Source organism: Methylobacter tundripaludum SV96, assembly GCF_000190755.2.
Lineage (GTDB): Bacteria > Pseudomonadota > Gammaproteobacteria > Methylococcales > Methylomonadaceae > Methylobacter_A > Methylobacter_A tundripaludum.
In genome coordinates, this window is record NZ_JH109152.1 from 914,727 (window position 1) to 934,888 (window position 20,162).

The following is a 20,162-nucleotide window of genomic DNA, read 5'->3' on the forward strand; positions in this document are numbered from 1 at the left end:
CGGTGACCGTCGCCGGCTTGGCCGATGCCATCATCGTAACCGGCTGGTACACAGCCCCCGCAAAACGCGTGGAAGCGTTTGAATTTGCGGACGGCCTGCAAGTCACCGCCGAAACCCTGGCCGCACTGGACGTCACGCCCCTGCAAGGCAGCGCCGGAAACGACCCACTCAGCGGCACCGATTACCGCAACATCATCCTGGCCGGAGCCGGCGACGACCTGTTGATCGGCAACGGCGGCAACGACGACCTGCACGGCGAAACCAGCACCGACACCTATCGCTTATCCCGTGGCGGCGGTGCCGACCAAGTGTTCGAAGTCGAAGGCGAAACCTCAATGATCGAAGTCAGCGCCTACAACGTAACCCGCCTGACCGGAACCCGCGTGGGCGAGGATCTGCTGCTGGGCGTTACCGATGCCGGCGACAGCCTGACATTGAAGAATTTCTATACCCTGAATCATGACTGGCAAGTCAAGGATCAAACGGGCGTGCCCCGCGAACTGAGCGCGTTGCTGGCCGAGAATGCCGCCTACCGGGCCAATCGCAGTGAAATGGATCGCGTGCAGGAAAGCTTTATTGCCGGCATTCAAGACACCGTCATTCAAGCCTACCAAGCGCAAGGCATGGTGCTGCAAGCGGAAAATTTTTTCGATAATATTCTCGTTGAGAATACAGAATCTACACATGTTTAGGTTATTTATAGAGATAGGCTTACAAGAGTGTCGGCTTTAGCGGGCATACATCAGCAACTTATTGAGTCACAATGATGTTGTCGATCAACACCCTGCTGACGGGTACTGGCAACGACACACTGATAAGCGGAATTATTAATGATGAAGTATGGGAAAAGTAGCATGAAAAAGAATCGTGGCACGCCGCTTTATCTTTGGGTTGAGGAAAAAATGAGCATGGTGATGAACAGGAATAGAAATGTCGAACAGAATATCGGGCTCCGTCCCCATTTTTCGGTCCCCATTTTTCGCGGAATGCCGGGGCGTCCGAGGAAACAGGGGATCGATGAGTGAATATCGAAATAGTGTGGTTTTGGTTTGAGGAGGAAATGAGTGTGCTGATAAATATGAACAGAAACGTCGAACAGAATATCGGGCTACGTCCCCTATTACGCGTCCCCTATTACGTGGGGTTTGACTATTAAGTTTGAATTTAAAAAAGGCTGGAAACAATGAAACAACAACGATTGAAGGAATGTAAAAACTCGACAGATGCGCTTCACTTTGTTCAGCACATCCTATTTGGCGTACCTTATCGGGTTATTGTCGGCAAATCCTACCGGGCTTTATCGAGTTATTTGGCGCAGGTTATCGGGTTTAGCGGTTTATTTTTCGGTTTGACTCTTACCTTTTTGATCAGTGGCAATGCAATCGCACTGACATCGTTCGGCTCTACCTACCGCTACAAATTGGAAATGAGCAAGGATGATAAGGTGTGTCGCCACATGGAGAAGGTTTATAAGAAATATTTTCGCACTCCATGGGCTTATCGTGCCGATGTTTGGAGTGATGAAAACCGCGCCAAAAACGTGTTCACTAGACTGCCTGGAGTTGAATTTAATGCCAATCTTGCGGGGTTGATGAGCCGTGCCAGATTCCCCAGCAGCCCGGAATTTGAGGCCATTCAATGGCGTGAAGGAAGATACAAATATCAGACGACAGACACTAAGAGCGGTGGTGAAGTCGTATTTACAGGGACAATAATAAACCCCTTATTAGTGGCAGATTTTGATATTGACAACGATGGCAAGATGGACACCGTGATTCAGGGTGGATTTTTTGAAGGCATGGTCTACGGTATCGATTCATTTTCCGTCTATTCTGCGGGCACAGTAGATTTGAAGGACCTAGTGGGTGAATCAGTTGTTAAAGTCAGGGATGTGCAAAGTTTTAGAGAAGTAGACGGCATGGGAGAAGCCTTGGTTGGTGTTGATACATGGCGTTCGCTTCGCCCTTTTATTCTGGATGGCGTTACCTACCTGAGTGGTGCTCGCTATGAATCACCGTATGACGACTTTAAGCCTAATCACATATACAAAGACTATATGGACGTATTGAAATACATCAAGGGATCAAGCTTCAGAAAAGGACGCAATCAGCCGCCATTAGAATTTGAGACCATCTGCCGTTTTCGCATGACTGAAGTACATCAACCATCCAAAGGAGAATAACCATGTCACTGACCACATTCAATACCAATTATCTAAAAGGCTCGTACACAGATGACGTAACTTTTCTGTTGAAGATCGCGGAAAACGCACCGCTGGCTATGGGAACCAATACTTCCGGCCTTCACCCGCACATTGATGGGAAACAAAATCTGGCGATAGGCTATGGTTATGATTTTTGCAGCGAATGGTACAAAGCAAAGTATTGATGACCTAAAAGCAGCGGGGGCCACAATTATGGATGAAGCCAAGAATATCGGGCTCCGTCCCCATTTTTCGTTTTTGTATGCTACCAAAACCTTAATTGCAGTAATTAGGAGAAATAAATATGTTTCAAACTAAACATCGTAATGTCTTGACTAATAGTTTTTGTTTGGTAGTTGTTAGTTTTTTTATGTTTACATCAAATTCCAATGCAAATCAACAACCTCAAATTTGCTCAGAGATTCATAAACTTTTAATCCTAAGACAACAAGGCCGTGCTCCTGATGATTTTTTTGTTGAATCTCTCGAACATGGAGGAGGCGGTGATATTTATCCAAAGTTGGACATCGATGGTGATGGGATCGATGATTCTATTGTAAGAAGCTGCGGGGCGGGTATAGATGGTCTTTGTTTTTTATTCGTCAAACTTTCTAGTGGCAAAGAATTTGAATTGGAAGAAGAAAAGTTTTTCTTGGCACGAGTGAAGTCCAATATTTATGTGGTTTTGGGTGAAAGCTTATCGCAACCGGAGATGGCTAAATTAGGAAAGCGACGAGCCTATCAAATAACCAATCAAACGATAAAGTTAATTTGTCCACACTTTTAATTAGAGGAAAATCTTATGTTTACTTACAGAACTTTAACTACACAACAATATGTCAACACCGTGGTTGATGTGATCAGCAAAGCAGAAGGTTACCTTTCCCAAGTTACTAATCTCAAAGATGGGATGTCAACGATTGGTTATGGGTACACGTTTGAACGCAACGATAATATCGCCCTATGGCAGGCTGCCGGTATTACGCTCACTACGGGTGAATGGACAATACTACAGCAGATTGATTCAGCAAGCTCAGCGCAAAAAACCGTAATTGCGCTCACCCAGTTCGGCAAAACACTGACTCATTCGGAAGCGAAAGCGTTACTGGAGCAGACATACCAAAAATATGAATCACCTGCTGATGAGCTCGCTATGCCACTGTCTTGGGAGCGTGTAGCTCTCGTATCGGTAACTTATAATCGTGGTGAACCAGCCGTTCATAGCAAAATGCAAGATTTTTATTCGGCTATCGAGACAGGTGATAGGGCAGAAGCCTGGTTTCAGATTCGGTATAAGGCACAAACTACAAATCCAACATATGCCGATGGCATAGCCAAGCGCCGTTATTACGAATCCGAGCTTTTCGGTCTTTATGAAGCTGCCGTATTAGACGAGGTTCAGGCGAAACAAATTTACGCCATGTATAACCGACACCATGACGCTATCTTGGACTACGAATCAACATTCAGTAGTCAGATTGGCAAAGCCAATTCGGATTATCACTTAACTGACAATAGCTCAAAAGTTCAAACCCTGGAAAACAGTCTGCAAAAAGCGGCCGACTTGTTAAAGCAACTCTATGTCCCGGAAGCCTTACGGAGCACCATCAATCCACTGGATATTCAGCTTGCTAGCGACCAGCAAACTGATCTATCGGGAGGTAAGCGCGACGGTTATCAAAACAACACCGGGCAAGAACAAAACGACCTACTGATTGGTAATGATCAAAACAATATTCTCAACGGCTTAGGCGGCAACGACATACTGGTTGGGGGTGCAGGCAACGACACCCTGAATGGCGGCACCGGCAACGACACGCTCATCGGCGGTCAAGACTCCGACACCTACATCTACAGCCAAGGCGACGGCGTTGACACCCTTATCGATAGTGACGGCAGCGGGCAGATCGTCTGGGATTTGGTCAATATCCAAGGCGATGCAAACGCCCTGTCCGACAAATGGAAAAAGTTTAATACCCACGTCTGGCAAGACCAGAAAAACCCACAAGACCCCATCAGCTACAATCTGCAAACCGAGACCGACGGCAGCCAAACCCTATATATCATCAAAAACGGCGATGTCCTTAAAGTCGACAATTGGCAGCCGGGCGATCTGGGCATTAGCTTGGGCGCGGGGGCGCAACCGCTGGCTCCGCTCCACACCTATAACGGCGACCAGCGAGCGCCCGTTACCGTGAACAATGGCATGGATACTTATGACTGGTCAGCCACCAGTTGGGCGGCTGACGGCACGCTCACCGGCGGTGTTGCCGAACAGAATTTCAACGACGTCATCACCGGCTCTGCTCAAGCCGACAAAATCAACGGCCTGGGCGGCAACGACGCCCTTGACGGCGGAGCCGGTAACGACCAGATCGACGGCGGCGAAGGCAACGATTTGATAGCCGGTGGCGCGGGCTCCGACATCATTCATGGCGGTGCAGGCAACGACGAAATCTTAAGCGCCACCGGGTTAAACGTCCCGCAACGCAAAGCCCCGGATGACACATGGCAAGTACCGGCAGGAAAAACGGTCTGGGCGCAAGGTAGCACCTGGGGCATTGCGAATAACCCAAACAACACTTACACCATCTATGGCGGCGGATCATTGGCGCTGGATAATGCCCCGGATACCATCTACGGCGATGCCGGAGACGATCATATAACCGGCGGGCATGGCGACGACTATATCGACGGCGGCGCCGACAATGACGTGCTATGGGGTAACGGCGGCAACGACCTCATCGACGGCGGTACCGGCGACGACAACATCTATGGCGATGGTGTTATCGGCTCAGGTTTCTACCAAACAACTCCGGCATTCATTCAAGGCAATGATTTTCTGGACGCGGGCGAAGGCAGAGACTGGATCATTGGCGGCGGCAAGAACGATGTCCTGTTAGGTGGGACGGGAAACGATTTTCTCTGGGGCGATGACAAAAGCGAAACGTTATTGTCAGGCCAATATCACGGCAAGGACTACCTCGACGGCGGTGCAGGTGATGACCTGTTAATCGGTGGCGGCAATGACGACACCTTGATCGGCGGCATTGGTAATGACACGCTGCTGGGTGATGACAATGAAAACAATCTGGCATTGCCATATCACGGCAACGACGACCTGGATGGCGGGGCAGGCGATGACAAGCTCTACGGTGGCGACGGCAATGACACGCTGCTGGGAGGCAGTGAAAACGATACCCTGTACGGTGATAGCGGCAACGACATACTGATTGGCGGCACCGGTAATGACATTATGTACGGTGGCGAAGGCAATGACACCTACCTCATCAACGCCAACGAAGGCCGCGACGCCATTAGACATCTTTCCTAAATACCGTCGTAGCGCAAGTTAACAAGAGCTGCCACTAAACGCCATGTTAGCGAGTAATTTTTGTGCTTGCCCCGATAAACATCTTTGACAATCCTGAAAACCTTGCATCGACGATTGACATGCTCAATGTAGATGCGTCGTTTTGCTAGCGCCTTATTATGAGCTTTGTCTTCTGCCGATAAGGGCTGGCCTTTTTTCTTTTTAACCGGCAGGGTCGAATTCTGATGGTGTTTGTGTATCCCTTGATATCCAGAATCTGCTAATAACAAGGCACCGGAATGTAACAATAAGCGGTTGTTTTTAAAGACCAAAAAATCATGCTGTTGACCTTTACCCATTACCACGGAGAGAATGGTCAGCGTCAATACGCAGATCACGAGCTGGGCCTTGATCGTGTGGCGTTTTTTTTCCTGAGTAGTAGGCTTTCTGATTTTTGACAGGGCGCTCGATGGGTTGCTCAGAAACATCAATGGCTAAAGTGGTCGTGGAATCCTCCAGCAACGTTTTACGGTTGGGGAGTTTTTCGACCTTGGCTATCATCCTCGCGGTGCGGGTATAAATCTTATGACAGTAAGATTCGCTGATATCAAAGATCGCCCCCAAGTTTATCAGGGTCGGATAATGGCGAAGGTAATAGAGGGTCAATAGCAATCGGTCTTCTAAGACTAACTTGGTGTCTTTCCGTCCGCGCATTGTCAGTGGGTTGAGGGCTTTTTGTGTGGCAATATAAGCTGTTAATTTGTCGTTAAGGACATGGAAACCTTCTTTTGATAAGCCGACAGTCCGCATGAATTCTTCGGGGTTGTCTGTGGGTAATTGGGCATAAGGTTTCATGGCTATCCGTGTTTTCAGCGGTCGGGCCGCTATTATAACCCTGGCAAGATTAGTCCTATACCGACTATTTAGGAAAGATGTCTATTATCGATCCTCAAAAAAACAGTAAAATTATTTTCGGCACTGGCGTTAACCATAGCGATATTATCCTGCGGCTCGGTTCGCTGGAACTTGACCTGGGCAACGGTAACGAAGTCCATATTGAAGGATTCGACCCCAACGACGTCTTCAACAGCTCCTCAGTCAGCACCTTTGTCTTTGCCGACGGCACCGAGCTGAGCATCAACCAACTGCTGGCGCGCGGTTTCGACCTGGACGGCACCAGCGGGGACGACACTATCACCGGCACCAACACCACCGACCGCATCAACGGATTGGGCGGCAACGATACCTTGATCGGTGGCGCCGGAAACGACAGCCTAGACGGTGGCGCCGGAGCCGACATCCTGATGGGCGGGGCAGGCGACGATACCTACCTCGCCGTCACCGGCGAAGACACCCTCATCGACACCGAAGGCCACAACATCCTTCAACTGGCGCAAGCCAACGGCCTCGGCGCCGGCGGCTTAAAAGCGACTCATTATGGCAGCCAGAACCAATACCTCCGCCTGGACATCGCCCTGGACAACAGCGGCATCCTCAAAATCCAGGATGCCTTTTACGGCACCGACGCCACCCTCCAGTTCGCCAACGGCAACCAACTGGACCTGGAAACCCTGGTGGGCACCTCGCTGACCACCGCCCTTAACCTGCAACTGGATAATAGCGGCGGCAAACTCTACGGCGGTGCAGGCAATGATCGCTTATACGGCGGCAGCGGCGGTGACAGACTCAGCGGCGCATGGGGTGACGACACCCTCAGTGGCGGAGCCGGTAACGACACCCTGATCGGCGGCGCGGATCGCGACCTGCTGCTGGGCGGTGCCGGTAATGACATCTATGAGCTGAGTGCGACCTCCGGTGCCGACTTGATCACCGATACGGAAGGCCAAAATATCATCCGCTTTGCCGCCGATATAAGCGCCGCCAACTTGACGGTCAGCACCACGACCATGGCCGGGCAGCCCGCACTGCGGATGAAAGTGAACGGCGTGGAGGACGCAACGATCACCAGCGGCGTTGACCACTACAGTTTCGAATTTGCCGACGGCAGTCGCATGACCTCGGCGGAATTCCTGCTGAACTTCCGGGCCGAGCCGCAGACCGTTTACGGTAACGACACCGGCGACACCCTGTATGGCGGCCAAGCCGCCGATACCCTTTACGGCCAAGAGGGCAACGACAGCCTATGGGGCGGCGCAGGAGACGACCTGTTAGATGGCGGCCTGGGTTCGGACGACTATCACTACCGTCCGGGCGACGGGCAGGATGTCATCCAAGAAACCGACATGCCCGGTTCCGGCCAAAGCTCGCAAGACCGGGTGATATTCGGCGCAGGTATTGCCCTGAGCGACGTCACCTTCAACCATCAGCCCAACGGCGACCTATCGGTGACCGTCGCCGGCCTGGCCGATGCCATCACCGTGACCGGCTGGTACACAGATCCCGCAAAACGCGTGGAAGCGTTTGAATTTGCGGACGGCCGGCAAATCACCGCCGACACCTTGGCCGCACTAGACGTCACCCCCTTGCAAGGCAGCGCCGGAAACGACCCACTCAGCGGCACCGATTACCGCGACATCATCCTGGCCGGAGCCGGCGACGACCAGTTGATCGGCAACGGCGGCAACGACGACCTGCATGGCGAAACCGGCACCGACACCTATCGGTTATCCCGTGGCGGCGGAGCCGATCAAGTGTTCGAAGTCGAAGGCGAAACCTCAATGATCGAAGTAAGCGCCTACAACCTATCCCGCCTGACCGGAACCCGCGTGGGCGAGGATCTGCTGCTGGGCGTTACCGAGGCCGGCGACAGCCTGACCCTGAAAAATTTCTATACCCTGCATCATGACTGGCAAGTCAAGGATCAAACGGGCGCGTCCCGGGAACTGACCGCGTTGCTGGCGGAAAATGCCGCATATCGAGCCAATCGCAGCGAAATGGATCGCGTGCAGGACAGCTTTATTGCCGGCATTCAAGACACCGTCATCCAAGCCTACCAAGCGCAAGGCATGGTGCTGCAAGGGGAAAATTTTTTCGATAATATTCTCGTTGAGAATACAGAAACCACACACGTTTAGGTTATTTATAGAGATAGACCTACAAGAGCGTCAGCTTTAGCGGGCATACATCAGCAACTTATTGAGTCACAATGATGTTGTCGATCAACACACTGCGGACGGGTACCGGCAACGACACGCTGACGAGCGGAATTACTCATGATGAAGTGCGGAGAAAAGTAGCATGAAAAAGAATCGTGGCACGTCGCTTTATCTTTTGGGTTGAGGAAAAAATGAGTATGGTGATGAACAGGAACAGAAATGTCGAACAGAATATCAGGCTCAGAATATTGGGCTACGTCCCCATTTTTTCCCGTCCCCTATTACGCATGTAAAGACTTTCCGCGCGTCGTCGTAATCCGCCATTTTAGCTACGGTGCTGTACGGCAAGTGTGAGCGGCCGGAAAGGGCCGATAGGCGACAGATGTGGATGATATTAAATAGATTACGAAAGGTGGAATATGAAAATTGTTAATGAAGATACAAAACACCCAGAAATGAAAAAATCTAAATCCAATAAAGGTCATCCTTTATTAGTTCTAAGTGCGATTTGGCTGGTATATGTTTCCCATATAGGTTTTTGCTTTGAGCAACACCGAAAATTAACCGATAAAGAGTTTTTTACGATTGTTTTTAACGAATTGCTCAAAACAGGAGATATGAAAATACAGGATTATGATAATACGGCAGAAACTTATTTAGCTCATCATCCCAATTGTTGTCAGGTTTATGGCAATAATCTTTTTGGCTTTGTGATGGGCTTTGACATCAATGTCTATATTAATTATGAAATGAGCGATCAAAGAGTAAAAGAAATTAACACAACTGGTAAATATAAAACCCTTACTTACTACGAAAGCATTACCTATATGACGGCCTGTGGTAGACCTTACCATTCTACAGGGATGGCATCTACAACACCTGGCAACAAAAAAACCTCAATAAACTAAAACGGAACACATCATGACCACTATTAATTGGAACGCATTAGGCATTAACGAAATAACCAACCTGTACTTATATGGCGATTTGTCTACCCCTGCCAATTTACAGGATGAAGACTTGACGCACCGAGCATCTGCTAGCCCTATTGAAATTACCCTGACAGATGTCGCTTCCTTTATGACGGACGGTCCAGGAAGACTGGCCAATGGCGCCCAATCCGCACTCGTTAACTTGTTCATGTCAGGTGCAATTATGCTTGGTACTGGTGTTAGGCAAGAGGTAGCAATTGAAGATATAGAGAGTCTTTTATTAGTAAATTTAATACCTGACGACCCTCGTTTTTTCAATATTTCCCAAGTTGAATATGATGTGACATCCGCTGATTTTGATCTGAGGGCTTACATTTTTGGGCATACAGATTTTGCGATTGCTAAGGGCGCTAAGTTTATCGTCGAGGCGGACGGGACTAGGCATATTGAAAACTTTGCTCTATTACCGGGTATTGATGATTTCGATTTTGATACTTCGCCATGGTTGAACACGATAGATGACTTCTTTCTACAAAATAAAATTGATCCCTCCCTCTTAGGAAAGACGGTAAATATGATCTATGACAAGGACAGCAAAGAAGCCTATCGTCTCAGTAGCATGAGGGATTATACGCAAGCCGAGTACGCCCTTGACATTGCGAAAAATGTCTTTTATCGGGATCCGATTATAGGCGAAGCGAAATTTGCAATTGATTCATCTTCTTTAACCACTGACCTATTTGAAAGTGGCGTCACTAAATTTCTTGATGCCGACAACAAACCCATTCTCTACGGAACAGATCAAGATGACCGTATTTTCGGAACGCAGTCAAGAACATTTGTTGATATTGGCGCTGACAACCATCCACTGAACGGTTGGGTACAGAACGGCATCAGATACATCGGCGGTGCTGGAAATGACACCTTGGTTGGCACTGATTACGATGACAAATTGCTGGGCGGCGATGACAATGATCTTCTCGATGGATTGAGCGGCAACGATTACCTTGAAGGCGGCAAAGGCAATGACCGATTAGTGGGTGAAGATGGCTTCGACACTTACGTCTACACCTCCGGCGACGGCTTTGATACTATCTTAGACAGCGACGGCCAAGGCCGCATTCTCTACAACGACATTACGCTGTCAGGCGGCAGCCAATACGGCGATGCCCGCGTCCACCGTGACGCCGATAAGCACCTCTACGTGGACGTTGGTCAGGGGCTGGTGATCGACGGCAACATCCTGATCAAGGACTACCAGCCCGGCAACCTTAATCTAACCATGACCGGCGCGGTTGCCGCGACCACTCCGCAAACCACCCTGGACATCGCCGGTGACCTCGCGTCCTTGAATACCGGTGCCGACGCCCTCGGCAACATCATAACCGACCCCAGCCAAGCCGAAGCCAACCGGGAAGACACCCTTTACGACAGCCCCGGCAACGACCACATCCTCAGCGGTGGCGGCAACGACATCGTCACCGCGCTACGCGGCGGCAACGACCTGATCGAAGCGGGCGCGGGCCAAGACAAAGTCAACGGCGGTGCGGGCAACGACGTCATCATAGGCGGCGCGGATAACGACATCCTGGCAGGCGGCGCCAATGACGACCGACTTTACGCGGATGCACCCATCAGCGTTGCCGACGCCATCGCCGCCGGCAACAGCCAAACCGGCAGCGGCCAGAAAGGCGAATGGCTGGCTGGCGAATCCGGCGACGACACCCTGATCGGCGGAGTCGGCAACGATGTCCTCACCGGAGGCGGAGGCAATGACCTCTTGATCGGCGGCGCGGGCGATGACGACATCAGCGGCGACGCCGACTATGTCGCAACCGACTTCAACTGGACGATCGCCACCACCAACGGCATACGCCAGTATTCGCCGGTGGTCGGCGACCCGGCCCCGGCGGATTTTGGTGCCGATGTGATCTATGCAGGAGCAGGCGATGATTACGTCTGGGCAGGCCAAGGTAACGACGTCCTCTTCGGCGAAGACGGCAACGACAGCCTCAACGGTCAAGAAGGCAACGACGTTATTGTGGGCGGTGCGGGTGTCGACATTATCGGTGGCCAACAAGGCGACGACGTACTGATCGGCGGCACCGGTAATGACACGCTGGTTGGCGGTGCCGGCAACGACACCTACATCTTCAACCGGGGCGACGGCCGCGATACCGTCATCGACCCCGACAAAGACAGCAACCTCCTGTTCGGCGAAGGCATCAGCGCCGGCGACATCACCTTGCGGCTCGGTTCTCTGGAACTTGATCTGGGCAACGGCGATCAAGTACACATCGACGGATTCGACCCCAACGACGTCTTCAACAGCTCCTCAGTCAGCACCTTCCGCTTCGCCGACGGCACCGAGCTGAGCATCAACCAACTGCTGGCGCGCGGCTTCGACCTGGATGGCAGCAGCGGGGACGACACACTCACCGGCACCAACACCACCGACCGCATCAACGGATTGGGCGGCAACGATACCTTGATCGGTGGTGCCGGAAACGACAGCCTAGATGGTGGCGCCGGAGCCGACATCCTGATGGGCGGGGCAGGCGACGATACCTACCTCAACGTCACCGGCGAAGACACCCTCGCCGACACCGAAGGCCACAACACCCTCCAACTGGCGCAAGCCAACGGCCTCGGCGCCGGCGGATTAAAAGCGACTCATTATGGCAACCAGAGCCAATACCTCCGCCTGGACATCGCCCTGGATAACGGCGACATCCTCAAAATCCAGGATGCCTTTTTCGGCACCGATGCCACCCTCCAATTTGCTAAGGGCAACCAACTGGACCTGGAAACCCTGGTGGGTGCCTCGCTGACCACCGCCCTTAACCTGCAACTGGATAATAGCGGCGGCAAACTCTACGGCGGTGCCGGCGCCGATAGCTTACACGGCGGTAGCGGTGACGACATGCTCAGCGGCGCATGGGGTGACGACACCCTCAGTGGCGGAGCCGGTAACGACACCCTGATCGGCGGCGCGGGCCGCGACCTGCTGCTGGGCGGAGCCGGTAATGATGCCTATCAGCTGAGCGCGACCTCCGGTGCCGACCTGATTACCGATACGGAAGGCCAAAATATCATCCGCTTTGCCGCCGATATAAGCGCCGCCAACTTGACAGTCAGCACCCTAACCATGGCCGGGCAGCCCGCACTGCGGATGAAAGTGAACGGCGTGGAGGCCGCAACGATCACCAGCGGCGTTGACCACTACAGTTTCGAATTTGCCGACGGCAGTCGCATGACCTCGGCGGAATTCCTGCTGAACTTCCGGGCCGAGCCGCAGACCGTTTACGGTAACGGTACCGACAATACCCTGTATGGCGGCCAAGCCGGTGATACCCTTTACGGCCAAGACGGCAACGACAGCCTATGGGGCGGCGCAGGAGACGACCTGTTAGATGGCGGCCTGGGTTCGGACGACTATCACTACCGTCCGGGCGACGGGCAGGATGTCATCCAAGAAACCGACATGCCCGGTTCCGGCCAAAGCTCGCAAGACCGGGTGATATTCGGCGCAGGTATTGCCCTGAGCGATGTCACCTTCAAGCATCAGGCCAACGGTGATCTGTCGGTGACCGTCTCAGGCTTGGCCGATGCCATCACCGTGACCGGCTGGTACACAGACCCCGCAAAACGCGTGGAAGCGTTTGAATTTGCGGACGGCCTGCAAGTCACTGCCGACACCTTGGCCGCACTGGACGTCACGCCCCTGCAAGGCAGCGCCGGAAACAACCCACTCAGCGGTACCGATTACCGCGACATCATCCTGGCCGGAGCCGGCGACGACCTGTTGATCGGCAACGGCGGCAACGACGACCTGCATGGCGAAACCGGCACCGACACCTATCGCTTATCCCGTGGCGGCGGAGCCGATCAAGTGTTCGAAGTCGAAGGCGAAACCTCAATGATCGAAGTCAGCGCCTACAACCTATCCCGCCTGACCGGAACCCGCGTGGGCGAGGATCTGCTGCTGGGCGTTACCGAGGCCGGCGACAGCCTGACATTGAAGAATTTCTATACCCTGAATCATGACTGGCAAGTCAAGGATCAAACAGGTTCGCTCCGCGAGCTGAGCGCGTTGCTGGCGGAAAATGCCGCCTACCGGGCCAATCGCAGTGAAATGGATCGCGTGCAGGAAAGCTTTATTGCCGGCATTCAAGACACCGTCATTCAAGCCTACCAAGCGCAAGGCATGGTGCTGCAAGCGGACGGAAGCTGGTGGACGCCCTTGCAGGTTACACTCAGCCACCGGACAGACAACTATGTCCGCTCGCCGGGATATAATGGCAATGTTCCGGCCGACTCAAACTATTATTCTTTAAGTGCCACGGGTTTAACGATCGGCCAGTTCAGTGTTTCGACCTATTCGAGCGATGCGGCGGAAATAAACTACAGCCGCATGGGATCATCCGCTATCGCAAAGAACGTACAGGTCGAGTGGGGCGCACTGCAAACCTTTTCAAATTCAAATACATACAAAACACTGTCAGTGCATTATTTATACACTGATCAGGAAATGCATGCGCTGACGGAATTCTACGGGACAAATAACTTACAAAATCCTTATATTTATACCGAATCGCCTATTTTTACTCATACCTCCACAACCACCCATCAAGTTGCAACGGCTTTGTCGGTCACCCCTGCCGACGGCACAGGCTATGACATTCAAGGTGCCGATCCGGTTAGCTTTTCCCAGCTGGGCATTTTACCTGTCACCCTTGCGGTAACGGGATATTACTCCGATGCAGGCGTTGACATTATTAACGGAGGCGAGGGCGATAACACCATTACCCTGTCTGACGACTTTGGCATCGTGCATGCCGGCGGAGGCAATGACACGATTCAGAGTTACGCGAGGGCTGCATTATTGGATGGCGGTTCCGGCGACGACCTGATTATAGGCAGCTATTATGATGACATAATCTTCGGTGGCTCAGGCAATGACCTGTTAGAAGGAGGGGCCGGCAATGATCGGTACTATGTCATGGCGGACGATACAGGAACCGATTTAATTTACGATACCGGTTTTAGCGGAGGATATGGGGGAGGCATTGATAGCAACACCGTCGTTTTTGACAAGGGAATCAATCTTTCCAGTTTCAACTTTTCATGGGGGAGTGAGTCGTTACCGGCATCCAACTGGGGATCGTACGATTACAACAATATCAAGCTGTTTCAAACACTGGATATGAGTTGGCAAGCCGATTCGGTAGTGAGAATAGTCATGCCGCGCGCGGATGAAGACGGATACTACGTCAAGACCGGTATACAGTTTTTTGAATTTGCCGACGGCAGCCGCATGACAATGGCGCAAATGCTGGCATTGGCCGGCCCGTCTCCTGAGCATGCCCCTGTCATTACCACCGCTTTGAAAGATCAAATTGCCACGGAATACCTCCCCTTCTCGTACACCCTTCCGGCGAACGCCTTTATCGATCAAGATGCCGGAGACGTCTTGAGTTACAGCCAAAATGCCTGGAGCGAATGGTTAAGCTTCGATCCCGAGACCCGTACCTTTAGCGGCACCCCGGATGCCAACGCTATTTACCCGATCGACATCACCGTGACCGCAACAGATCAATTTGGCGCGTCGGTCAGTGACACCTTCACCTTAACGGTAAACCCCATCAATTTGATAGAGGGTACCACGGACAACGATACCTTGCTGGGTACCGCGGCTGCGGACGCATTGGTCGGGCTGTCAGGTTCCGACATGCTGATAGGCGGCGAGGGTGATGATGTGCTTTATGGCGGTGCAGACAATGACTATTTGAGTGGTGGATTGGGGAATGATGTTTATATGTTTGGATTAGGAGATGGGCAGGATGCCATTGAAAATTGGACTGGCCCCGATATAGCAGGCAATGTGGATACCCTCCGCTTTGGCGTCGGGATAGCGGCCGGCGACATCAGCTTCACCCGGACTGGCGAGGATCTGGTGCTGGGTATCAACGGCACGAGCGATCAACTAACGATACGGAACTGGAGATATGGAGAGGCCTATCACATCAAGCGAGTAGAGTTTGCTGATGGTACGGAATGGTATGTAGCTCAGTTACAAGCGCTGGTGTCTGCTGTTTCTAATTCAGGGACGGAACAAGCCGATTTCCTGGAAGCATGGGTAGATGAAAACGCAACGCTTCAGGGTTTAGGCGGTAACGACGATCTTTACGGAAATAACGGTAACGATTTATTGGATGGCGGAGCCGGCAATGATTACTTGAGCGGCGGTTCGGGTAACGACACCTACATCATCGACAGTCTAGGCGATGTTATTGCCGAGAACGCGGACGAAGGCACGGACACCGTGCAATCCTCGATCAGTTATACCCTGAATGCAAATGTCGAAAATCTCGCACTGACCGGGACGGCCGCCATCAACGGCACAGGCAATGGGTTGGACAACGTGCTCATCGGCAACAGCGCCGCGAACACATTGACCGGTGGCTTAGGTAACGATACCTTGGATGGCGGTTCAGGTGCCGACACCCTGATCGGCGGCTTAGGCAACGACACCTATGTCGTGGACGACTTAGGCGATGTGGTAAAAGAAACCTCCGCACTGAAAACAGAAATCGACACAGTGCAGTCCTCCATCACCTATACCTTGGGTTCAAAGCTGGAAAACCTCACCCTGACCGGTACCTCCGCGATCAACGGCACCGGCAACAGCTTGAACAACACACTGACCGGTAACAGTGGGGATAATATATTAAATGGCGGCGCCGGAGCCGACCATTTAATAGGCGGCTTGGGCAACGACACTTACGTAGTGAGCAACGTAAACGATGCCGTCACAGAGGGCGATGACGAAGGCATCGATACAGTCCAATCCTCCGTGACCTACACATTGTCAGACAACATCGAGAACCTCACGCTCACAGGTGCATCCCCAATCAACGGCACAGGCAATGATCTGGATAACATCTTGATCGGCAATGCCGGAAAGAACGTGTTGAATGGCGGTGAGGGATCGGACGCCATGACCGGTGGCGCAGGCAACGACACCTACGTCGTGGACAACACCGGCGATGTGGTGACGGAGAACGCAAACGAAGGCACCGACACCGTACAAAGTTTCATCACCTACACTTTGGGTGAAAACGTCGAGAAACTCACACTCATCGGGACGGATGCTATCGACGGCATAGGCAATGCACTCAACAACACCCTGACCGGCAATGAGGCAGCCAATATACTGGACGGCAGTACCGGTGCCGACATCCTGATCGGCGGCTTAGGCAACGACACCTACGTCGTGGACAATGCAAGCGACGTCGTAAAAGAAACCTCCACACTGAGCACAGAAATCGACACGGTGCAGTCCTCCGTCAGCTATACCTTGGGCTCCAACGTCGAAAATCTCATCCTGACCGGTGCCGCCGCAATCAACGGCACCGGCAACAGCTTGAACAACCAATTGATCGGTAACAGCGGGGATAACGTATTGACTGGCGGTAAGGGCAGCGATCTGTTGAACGGCGATCTTGGCAACGACACCCTCAAAGGTAATGCGGGCAATGACATCCTGCAAGGTGGCGCGGATAACGACAGCCTGTCCGACACAGCAGGAACCAACCTGTTGGATGGCGGCTCAGGCGCCGACACACTGAGCGGAAACGCCGCCAATGAAATGTTCGTTGGCGGTACAGGCAACGACACCATCACCACCGGCAACGGCGCAGACATCATCGCCTTCAACCGCGGTGACGGCATGGATGTCGTCAATGGCGGCGTTGGAACCGACAACACCTTAAGCTTGGGAGGCGGCATCCAGTATGCCGACCTTGCCTTGTCCAAATCAGGTAAAGACCTGATTGTGGAGGCGGGAAATGGCGATCAGGTCACCCTGAGTGGTTGGTATAACACAAATGCCAACCACAAGAGCGTCCTCAATCTTCAAGTAATGGCCGATGCCATAGCCGGATTCGACCGCGCTTCAAGCGATCCGCTACTGAACAAATCGATCCAGAACTTCGACTTCACCGCTATCGTCAATGCCTTTGACCAAGCGAACGGCGGCAGCGCCAATTTCATGCACTGGAGCGCTACCGACAGCCTGCTTACCGCACACTTGTCTGCCAGCGACAGCGAAGCCTTGGGCGGTGACCTGGCTAACCAGTATGGCAAAAACGGCGACTTTAGCGGCTTTAGCCAGACTGCGGCCCAAGACGTGCTGAGCAATCCCTCCTTCGGTACAAATCCGCAGCTCTTGCGCGACCTGTCCGGGTTGGGCGAAGGCATAACGAGGTTAAGCTAAACGATGGCGTATAAACTTGAAGCAGGGCATGAACGATGAAGGATGCACTGCACCGTATGGTGAACGGTAAGAAGCATCTCTTGCCGATCAGTACCGAAACTTTTATTTGGGCATTGCAATGTGCCTGTCAGGTGCATCGTGTGCCGTTTGATGCGGCAATGGCGTTGCGCCAGTTCCCTTCGCCCTATAATTCGGCACTCTTGCAACATGCCCTGCATGAGCTGGGACTTAAAGGCCGCTGGCGCAAGGTGAAGGATGCGGATATGGAACATCTCAACTTTCCGTGCTTTGCAGCACTCAATCCGCCAGATGGTCCAGAGCTTGTCAAAGAGCCACGTGAGCCCGATGCGCAAGTTGAACAACAATTGGAAGCGCACGGCCTCGCCCTGTTGGTGCGACTGGAAAAAGGCACAATTCTGTTTTTTGAACCGGGCAGCCAGGAGCCGCAACATCTTCCTTTGACTGAATTCACTGCTCGTTGCGCCGGACATGTGTTGCAGTTCGCCGCACCTAAAAGTAAGGCTGTGGATGAAGATGAAGGCAAGGAGTTCGGCTTTCGCTGGTTCGTGCCGGAATTGCTTAAACACAAGAAGGTTTGGCGCGATGTGCTGCTGGCATCGCTGGCTTTACAATTGGTCGGCTTGGCTACGCCGTTGTTCACTCAAACCATTATCGATAAGGTGATAGTCCACCATTCGATGAGTACGCTGGTGGTTATTGCAGTCGGCATGGCTATCTTCATGGTGTTCAATGCGGTGATGAGCTGGGTGCGGCAGTATCTGGTGACGCATACCGGCAACCGCATTGATGCTGTGTTGGGTGCGCAGGTGTTCGCCCATTTGTTCAGGTTGCCGCTACGCTATTTTGAGCATCGTTCTACCGGTACGTTGGTTGCGCGCTTGCAAGGCATAGAAAGCATTCGCGAGTTCCTGAGCGGAGCCGCCGTTACGCTGATTCTGGATGTGCCGTTCCTGATATTCTATTTGGCGATCATGTTCTATTACAGCTGGCTGCTTTCGGTTGCGGCACTGTCCATGTTGCTGCTGATTGTGCTGTTGAGTCTGGCCATTACTCCTTTGATGCGCGAGCGGTTGAATCAACAGTTTCTGCTCGGTGCGCGCAATCAATCGTTCGTTACCGAGTATTTGTCCGGTATGGAAACGGTCAAATCCCTGCAAATGGAGCCGCAGGTGGTGTCGCGCTATGGCGAATATTTAGCCGGTTATCTGGAAGCCGGATTTAATGCACGGCAACTGTCCAATAGCTACAACGTGGCCGCCAATACCTTGGAGCAGATGATGACGATGACAATCCTCTGTCTTGGCGCTTGGTTGGCGATGACCACTCAGGATTTCACCATCGGCATGCTGGTAGCCTTTCAGATGTTTGCCGGACGGCTCTCGCAGCCGGTGCTGCGTATGGTGGGATTATGGCAGCAATTTCAGCAGGCCAATATTGCGGTCAAGCGCTTGGGCGATGTGATGCATGCCCCCACCGAGCCGTATTCGTTGAAGCCTGCAAGGGAAGGCGGCGGACACGGCAAGGTGGAGATTCGTAACTTGGGTTTCCGTTATGCGGATAATCTTCCTTACTTGTACCAAAACTTCAATATGAGCATTTCACCGGGACAATGCATTGCCCTGATGGGGCCGTCCGGTTCCGGCAAAAGTACGCTTGCTAAACTGATGCTGGGTTTTTATCTACCCAGCGAGGGCAGTATTCATATTGACGACCACGACATCCGTCACTTTTCTGCCAATGAGCTGCGGCACCACTTTGGCGTGGTGCCGCAGGAAACCGTGCTGTTCTCCGGCACTCTCTATGAAAACCTGATTTTCTCCAATCCGCACACCACCTTCGAACAAGTAGTGCAAGCTTGCAAATTGGCGGAAATTCACGAGGCCATTGAGAAGCTGCCGGAAGGCTACCAGACCGTTATCGGCGAACGCGGGGTAGGGCTGTCGGGCGGGCAGAAACAACGGCTGGCGATTGCTCGCGCTTTGCTCAAGCAGCCTAAAATTTTGTTGTTCGACGAGGCGACTAGCAGCCTGGATAGCGCCACAGCAGAACACTTTGCAGCCACCGTCAATCAACTGAAGGGCAAGGTCACCATGCTGTTCATCACCCATCAACTGCCTGAGAGTTTGAAGGTGGATGAGGTGGTGCGGTTAGCTTAAGTATGACTAACAATAGTAAAGAGACTTTCACCACGAAGACGCGAAGAACACGAAGGTCTAAAGAATCAAATATTTTCTGATGACATATGGCTTTCAGCCGAGTAACAGCATTTTAAAATTCAGTTAATGACTAAAGTTGCGAGTGTCTGGAGTGCAAGCTTTGCTTGCCAGAGCAAGAGCAGGCGAAGCCTGCACTCCTGCGA

At 52.4% G+C, this 20,162-nt stretch carries 12 protein-coding genes; 10 read left to right on the forward strand and 2 right to left on the reverse strand.

Going from position 1 to position 20,162, the window contains the following annotated elements; genetic code table 11:
* The first annotated feature begins 2 nt into the window (after nt 1-2).
* The 6 genes from METTU_RS04130 to METTU_RS23855 all read left to right on the forward strand — a co-directional run bounded on the left by METTU_RS04130 (nt 3) and on the right by METTU_RS23855 (nt 5,537).
* Nucleotides 3-692, forward strand: coding sequence for a calcium-binding protein (locus METTU_RS04130; protein WP_006890042.1), 690 nt, complete (start codon nt 3-5; stop codon nt 690-692).
* 162 nt (nt 693-854) lie between these two features.
* Entirely contained in the window at nt 855-1,025 is a 171-nt protein-coding gene (locus METTU_RS23530; protein WP_006890043.1) for a hypothetical protein, read from the forward strand.
* Nucleotides 1,026-1,183: 158 nt separating this feature from the next.
* On the forward strand, nt 1,184-2,182 hold the full coding sequence (locus METTU_RS04135) for a hypothetical protein (RefSeq protein WP_006890044.1): 999 nt from the start codon (nt 1,184-1,186) through the stop codon (nt 2,180-2,182).
* A 2-nt stretch (nt 2,183-2,184) separates the two neighbouring features.
* Complete coding sequence (locus METTU_RS04140) at nt 2,185-2,388, forward strand: hypothetical protein (RefSeq protein ID WP_006890045.1); 204 nt, start codon at nt 2,185-2,187, stop codon at nt 2,386-2,388.
* Nucleotides 2,389-2,507: 119 nt separating this feature from the next.
* Nucleotides 2,508-2,990: a hypothetical protein gene (locus METTU_RS04145; protein WP_006890047.1), complete on the forward strand. Its 483-nt coding sequence runs from the start codon at nt 2,508-2,510 to the stop codon at nt 2,988-2,990.
* Between the two features lie 15 nt (nt 2,991-3,005).
* Nucleotides 3,006-5,537 (forward strand): glycoside hydrolase family protein, encoded by a 2,532-nt coding sequence (locus METTU_RS23855; protein ID WP_006890048.1) that lies wholly within the window; start codon nt 3,006-3,008, stop codon nt 5,535-5,537.
* Here METTU_RS23855 and METTU_RS24305 read toward each other — a convergent pair.
* On the reverse strand, nt 5,534-5,914 hold the full coding sequence (locus tag METTU_RS24305; protein WP_254257792.1) for a transposase family protein: 381 nt from the start codon (nt 5,912-5,914) through the stop codon (nt 5,534-5,536). The genes METTU_RS23855 and METTU_RS24305 overlap by 4 nt on opposite strands.
* The gene (locus METTU_RS24310) at nt 5,868-6,371 is read right to left on the reverse strand and encodes a transposase family protein (protein ID WP_050897715.1); all 504 of its coding nucleotides are present in this window, start codon (nt 6,369-6,371) and stop codon (nt 5,868-5,870) included. Before METTU_RS24310 ends, METTU_RS24305 begins: the two co-directional genes overlap by 47 nt.
* A 77-nt stretch (nt 6,372-6,448) precedes the next feature.
* On the opposite strand from METTU_RS24310, the gene METTU_RS04160 reads away from it, so the two are divergent.
* The 4 genes from METTU_RS04160 to METTU_RS04175 all read left to right on the forward strand — a co-directional run bounded on the left by METTU_RS04160 (nt 6,449) and on the right by METTU_RS04175 (nt 19,959).
* A complete protein-coding gene (locus METTU_RS04160) occupies nt 6,449-8,551 on the forward strand; it encodes a calcium-binding protein (protein WP_006890050.1) in 2,103 nt (700 codons plus the stop codon).
* Nucleotides 8,552-8,991: 440 nt separating this feature from the next.
* The gene (locus METTU_RS04165; protein ID WP_006890053.1) at nt 8,992-9,480 is read left to right on the forward strand and encodes a hypothetical protein; all 489 of its coding nucleotides are present in this window, start codon (nt 8,992-8,994) and stop codon (nt 9,478-9,480) included.
* 13 nt (nt 9,481-9,493) lie between these two features.
* Nucleotides 9,494-17,782 (forward strand): calcium-binding protein, encoded by an 8,289-nt coding sequence (locus METTU_RS23025; protein WP_006890054.1) that lies wholly within the window; start codon nt 9,494-9,496, stop codon nt 17,780-17,782.
* Between the two features lie 35 nt (nt 17,783-17,817).
* Nucleotides 17,818-19,959 (forward strand): peptidase domain-containing ABC transporter, encoded by a 2,142-nt coding sequence (locus METTU_RS04175; RefSeq protein WP_006890055.1) that lies wholly within the window; start codon nt 17,818-17,820, stop codon nt 19,957-19,959.
* Nucleotides 19,960-20,162 lie beyond the last annotated feature (203 nt).

Bases quoted from the DNA above. Each gene is read 5' to 3' on its own strand.
- METTU_RS04165 (WP_006890053.1), top strand. From the start codon at position 8,992: ATGAAAATTGTTAATGAAGATACAAAACACCCAGAAATGAAAAAATCT.
- METTU_RS04145 (WP_006890047.1), top strand. From the start codon at position 2,508: ATGTTTCAAACTAAACATCGTAATGTCTTGACTAATAGTTTTTGTTTG.
- METTU_RS04135 (WP_006890044.1), top strand. From the start codon at position 1,184: ATGAAACAACAACGATTGAAGGAATGTAAAAACTCGACAGATGCGCTT.
- METTU_RS04140 (WP_006890045.1), top strand. From the start codon at position 2,185: ATGTCACTGACCACATTCAATACCAATTATCTAAAAGGCTCGTACACA.
- METTU_RS04175 (WP_006890055.1), top strand. From the start codon at position 17,818: ATGAAGGATGCACTGCACCGTATGGTGAACGGTAAGAAGCATCTCTTG.
- METTU_RS23530 (WP_006890043.1), top strand. From the start codon at position 855: ATGAAAAAGAATCGTGGCACGCCGCTTTATCTTTGGGTTGAGGAAAAA.
- METTU_RS23025 (WP_006890054.1), top strand. From the start codon at position 9,494: ATGACCACTATTAATTGGAACGCATTAGGCATTAACGAAATAACCAAC.
- METTU_RS24310 (WP_050897715.1), bottom strand. From the start codon at position 6,371: ATGAAACCTTATGCCCAATTACCCACAGACAACCCCGAAGAATTCATG.
- METTU_RS04160 (WP_006890050.1), top strand. From the start codon at position 6,449: ATGTCTATTATCGATCCTCAAAAAAACAGTAAAATTATTTTCGGCACT.
- METTU_RS23855 (WP_006890048.1), top strand. From the start codon at position 3,006: ATGTTTACTTACAGAACTTTAACTACACAACAATATGTCAACACCGTG.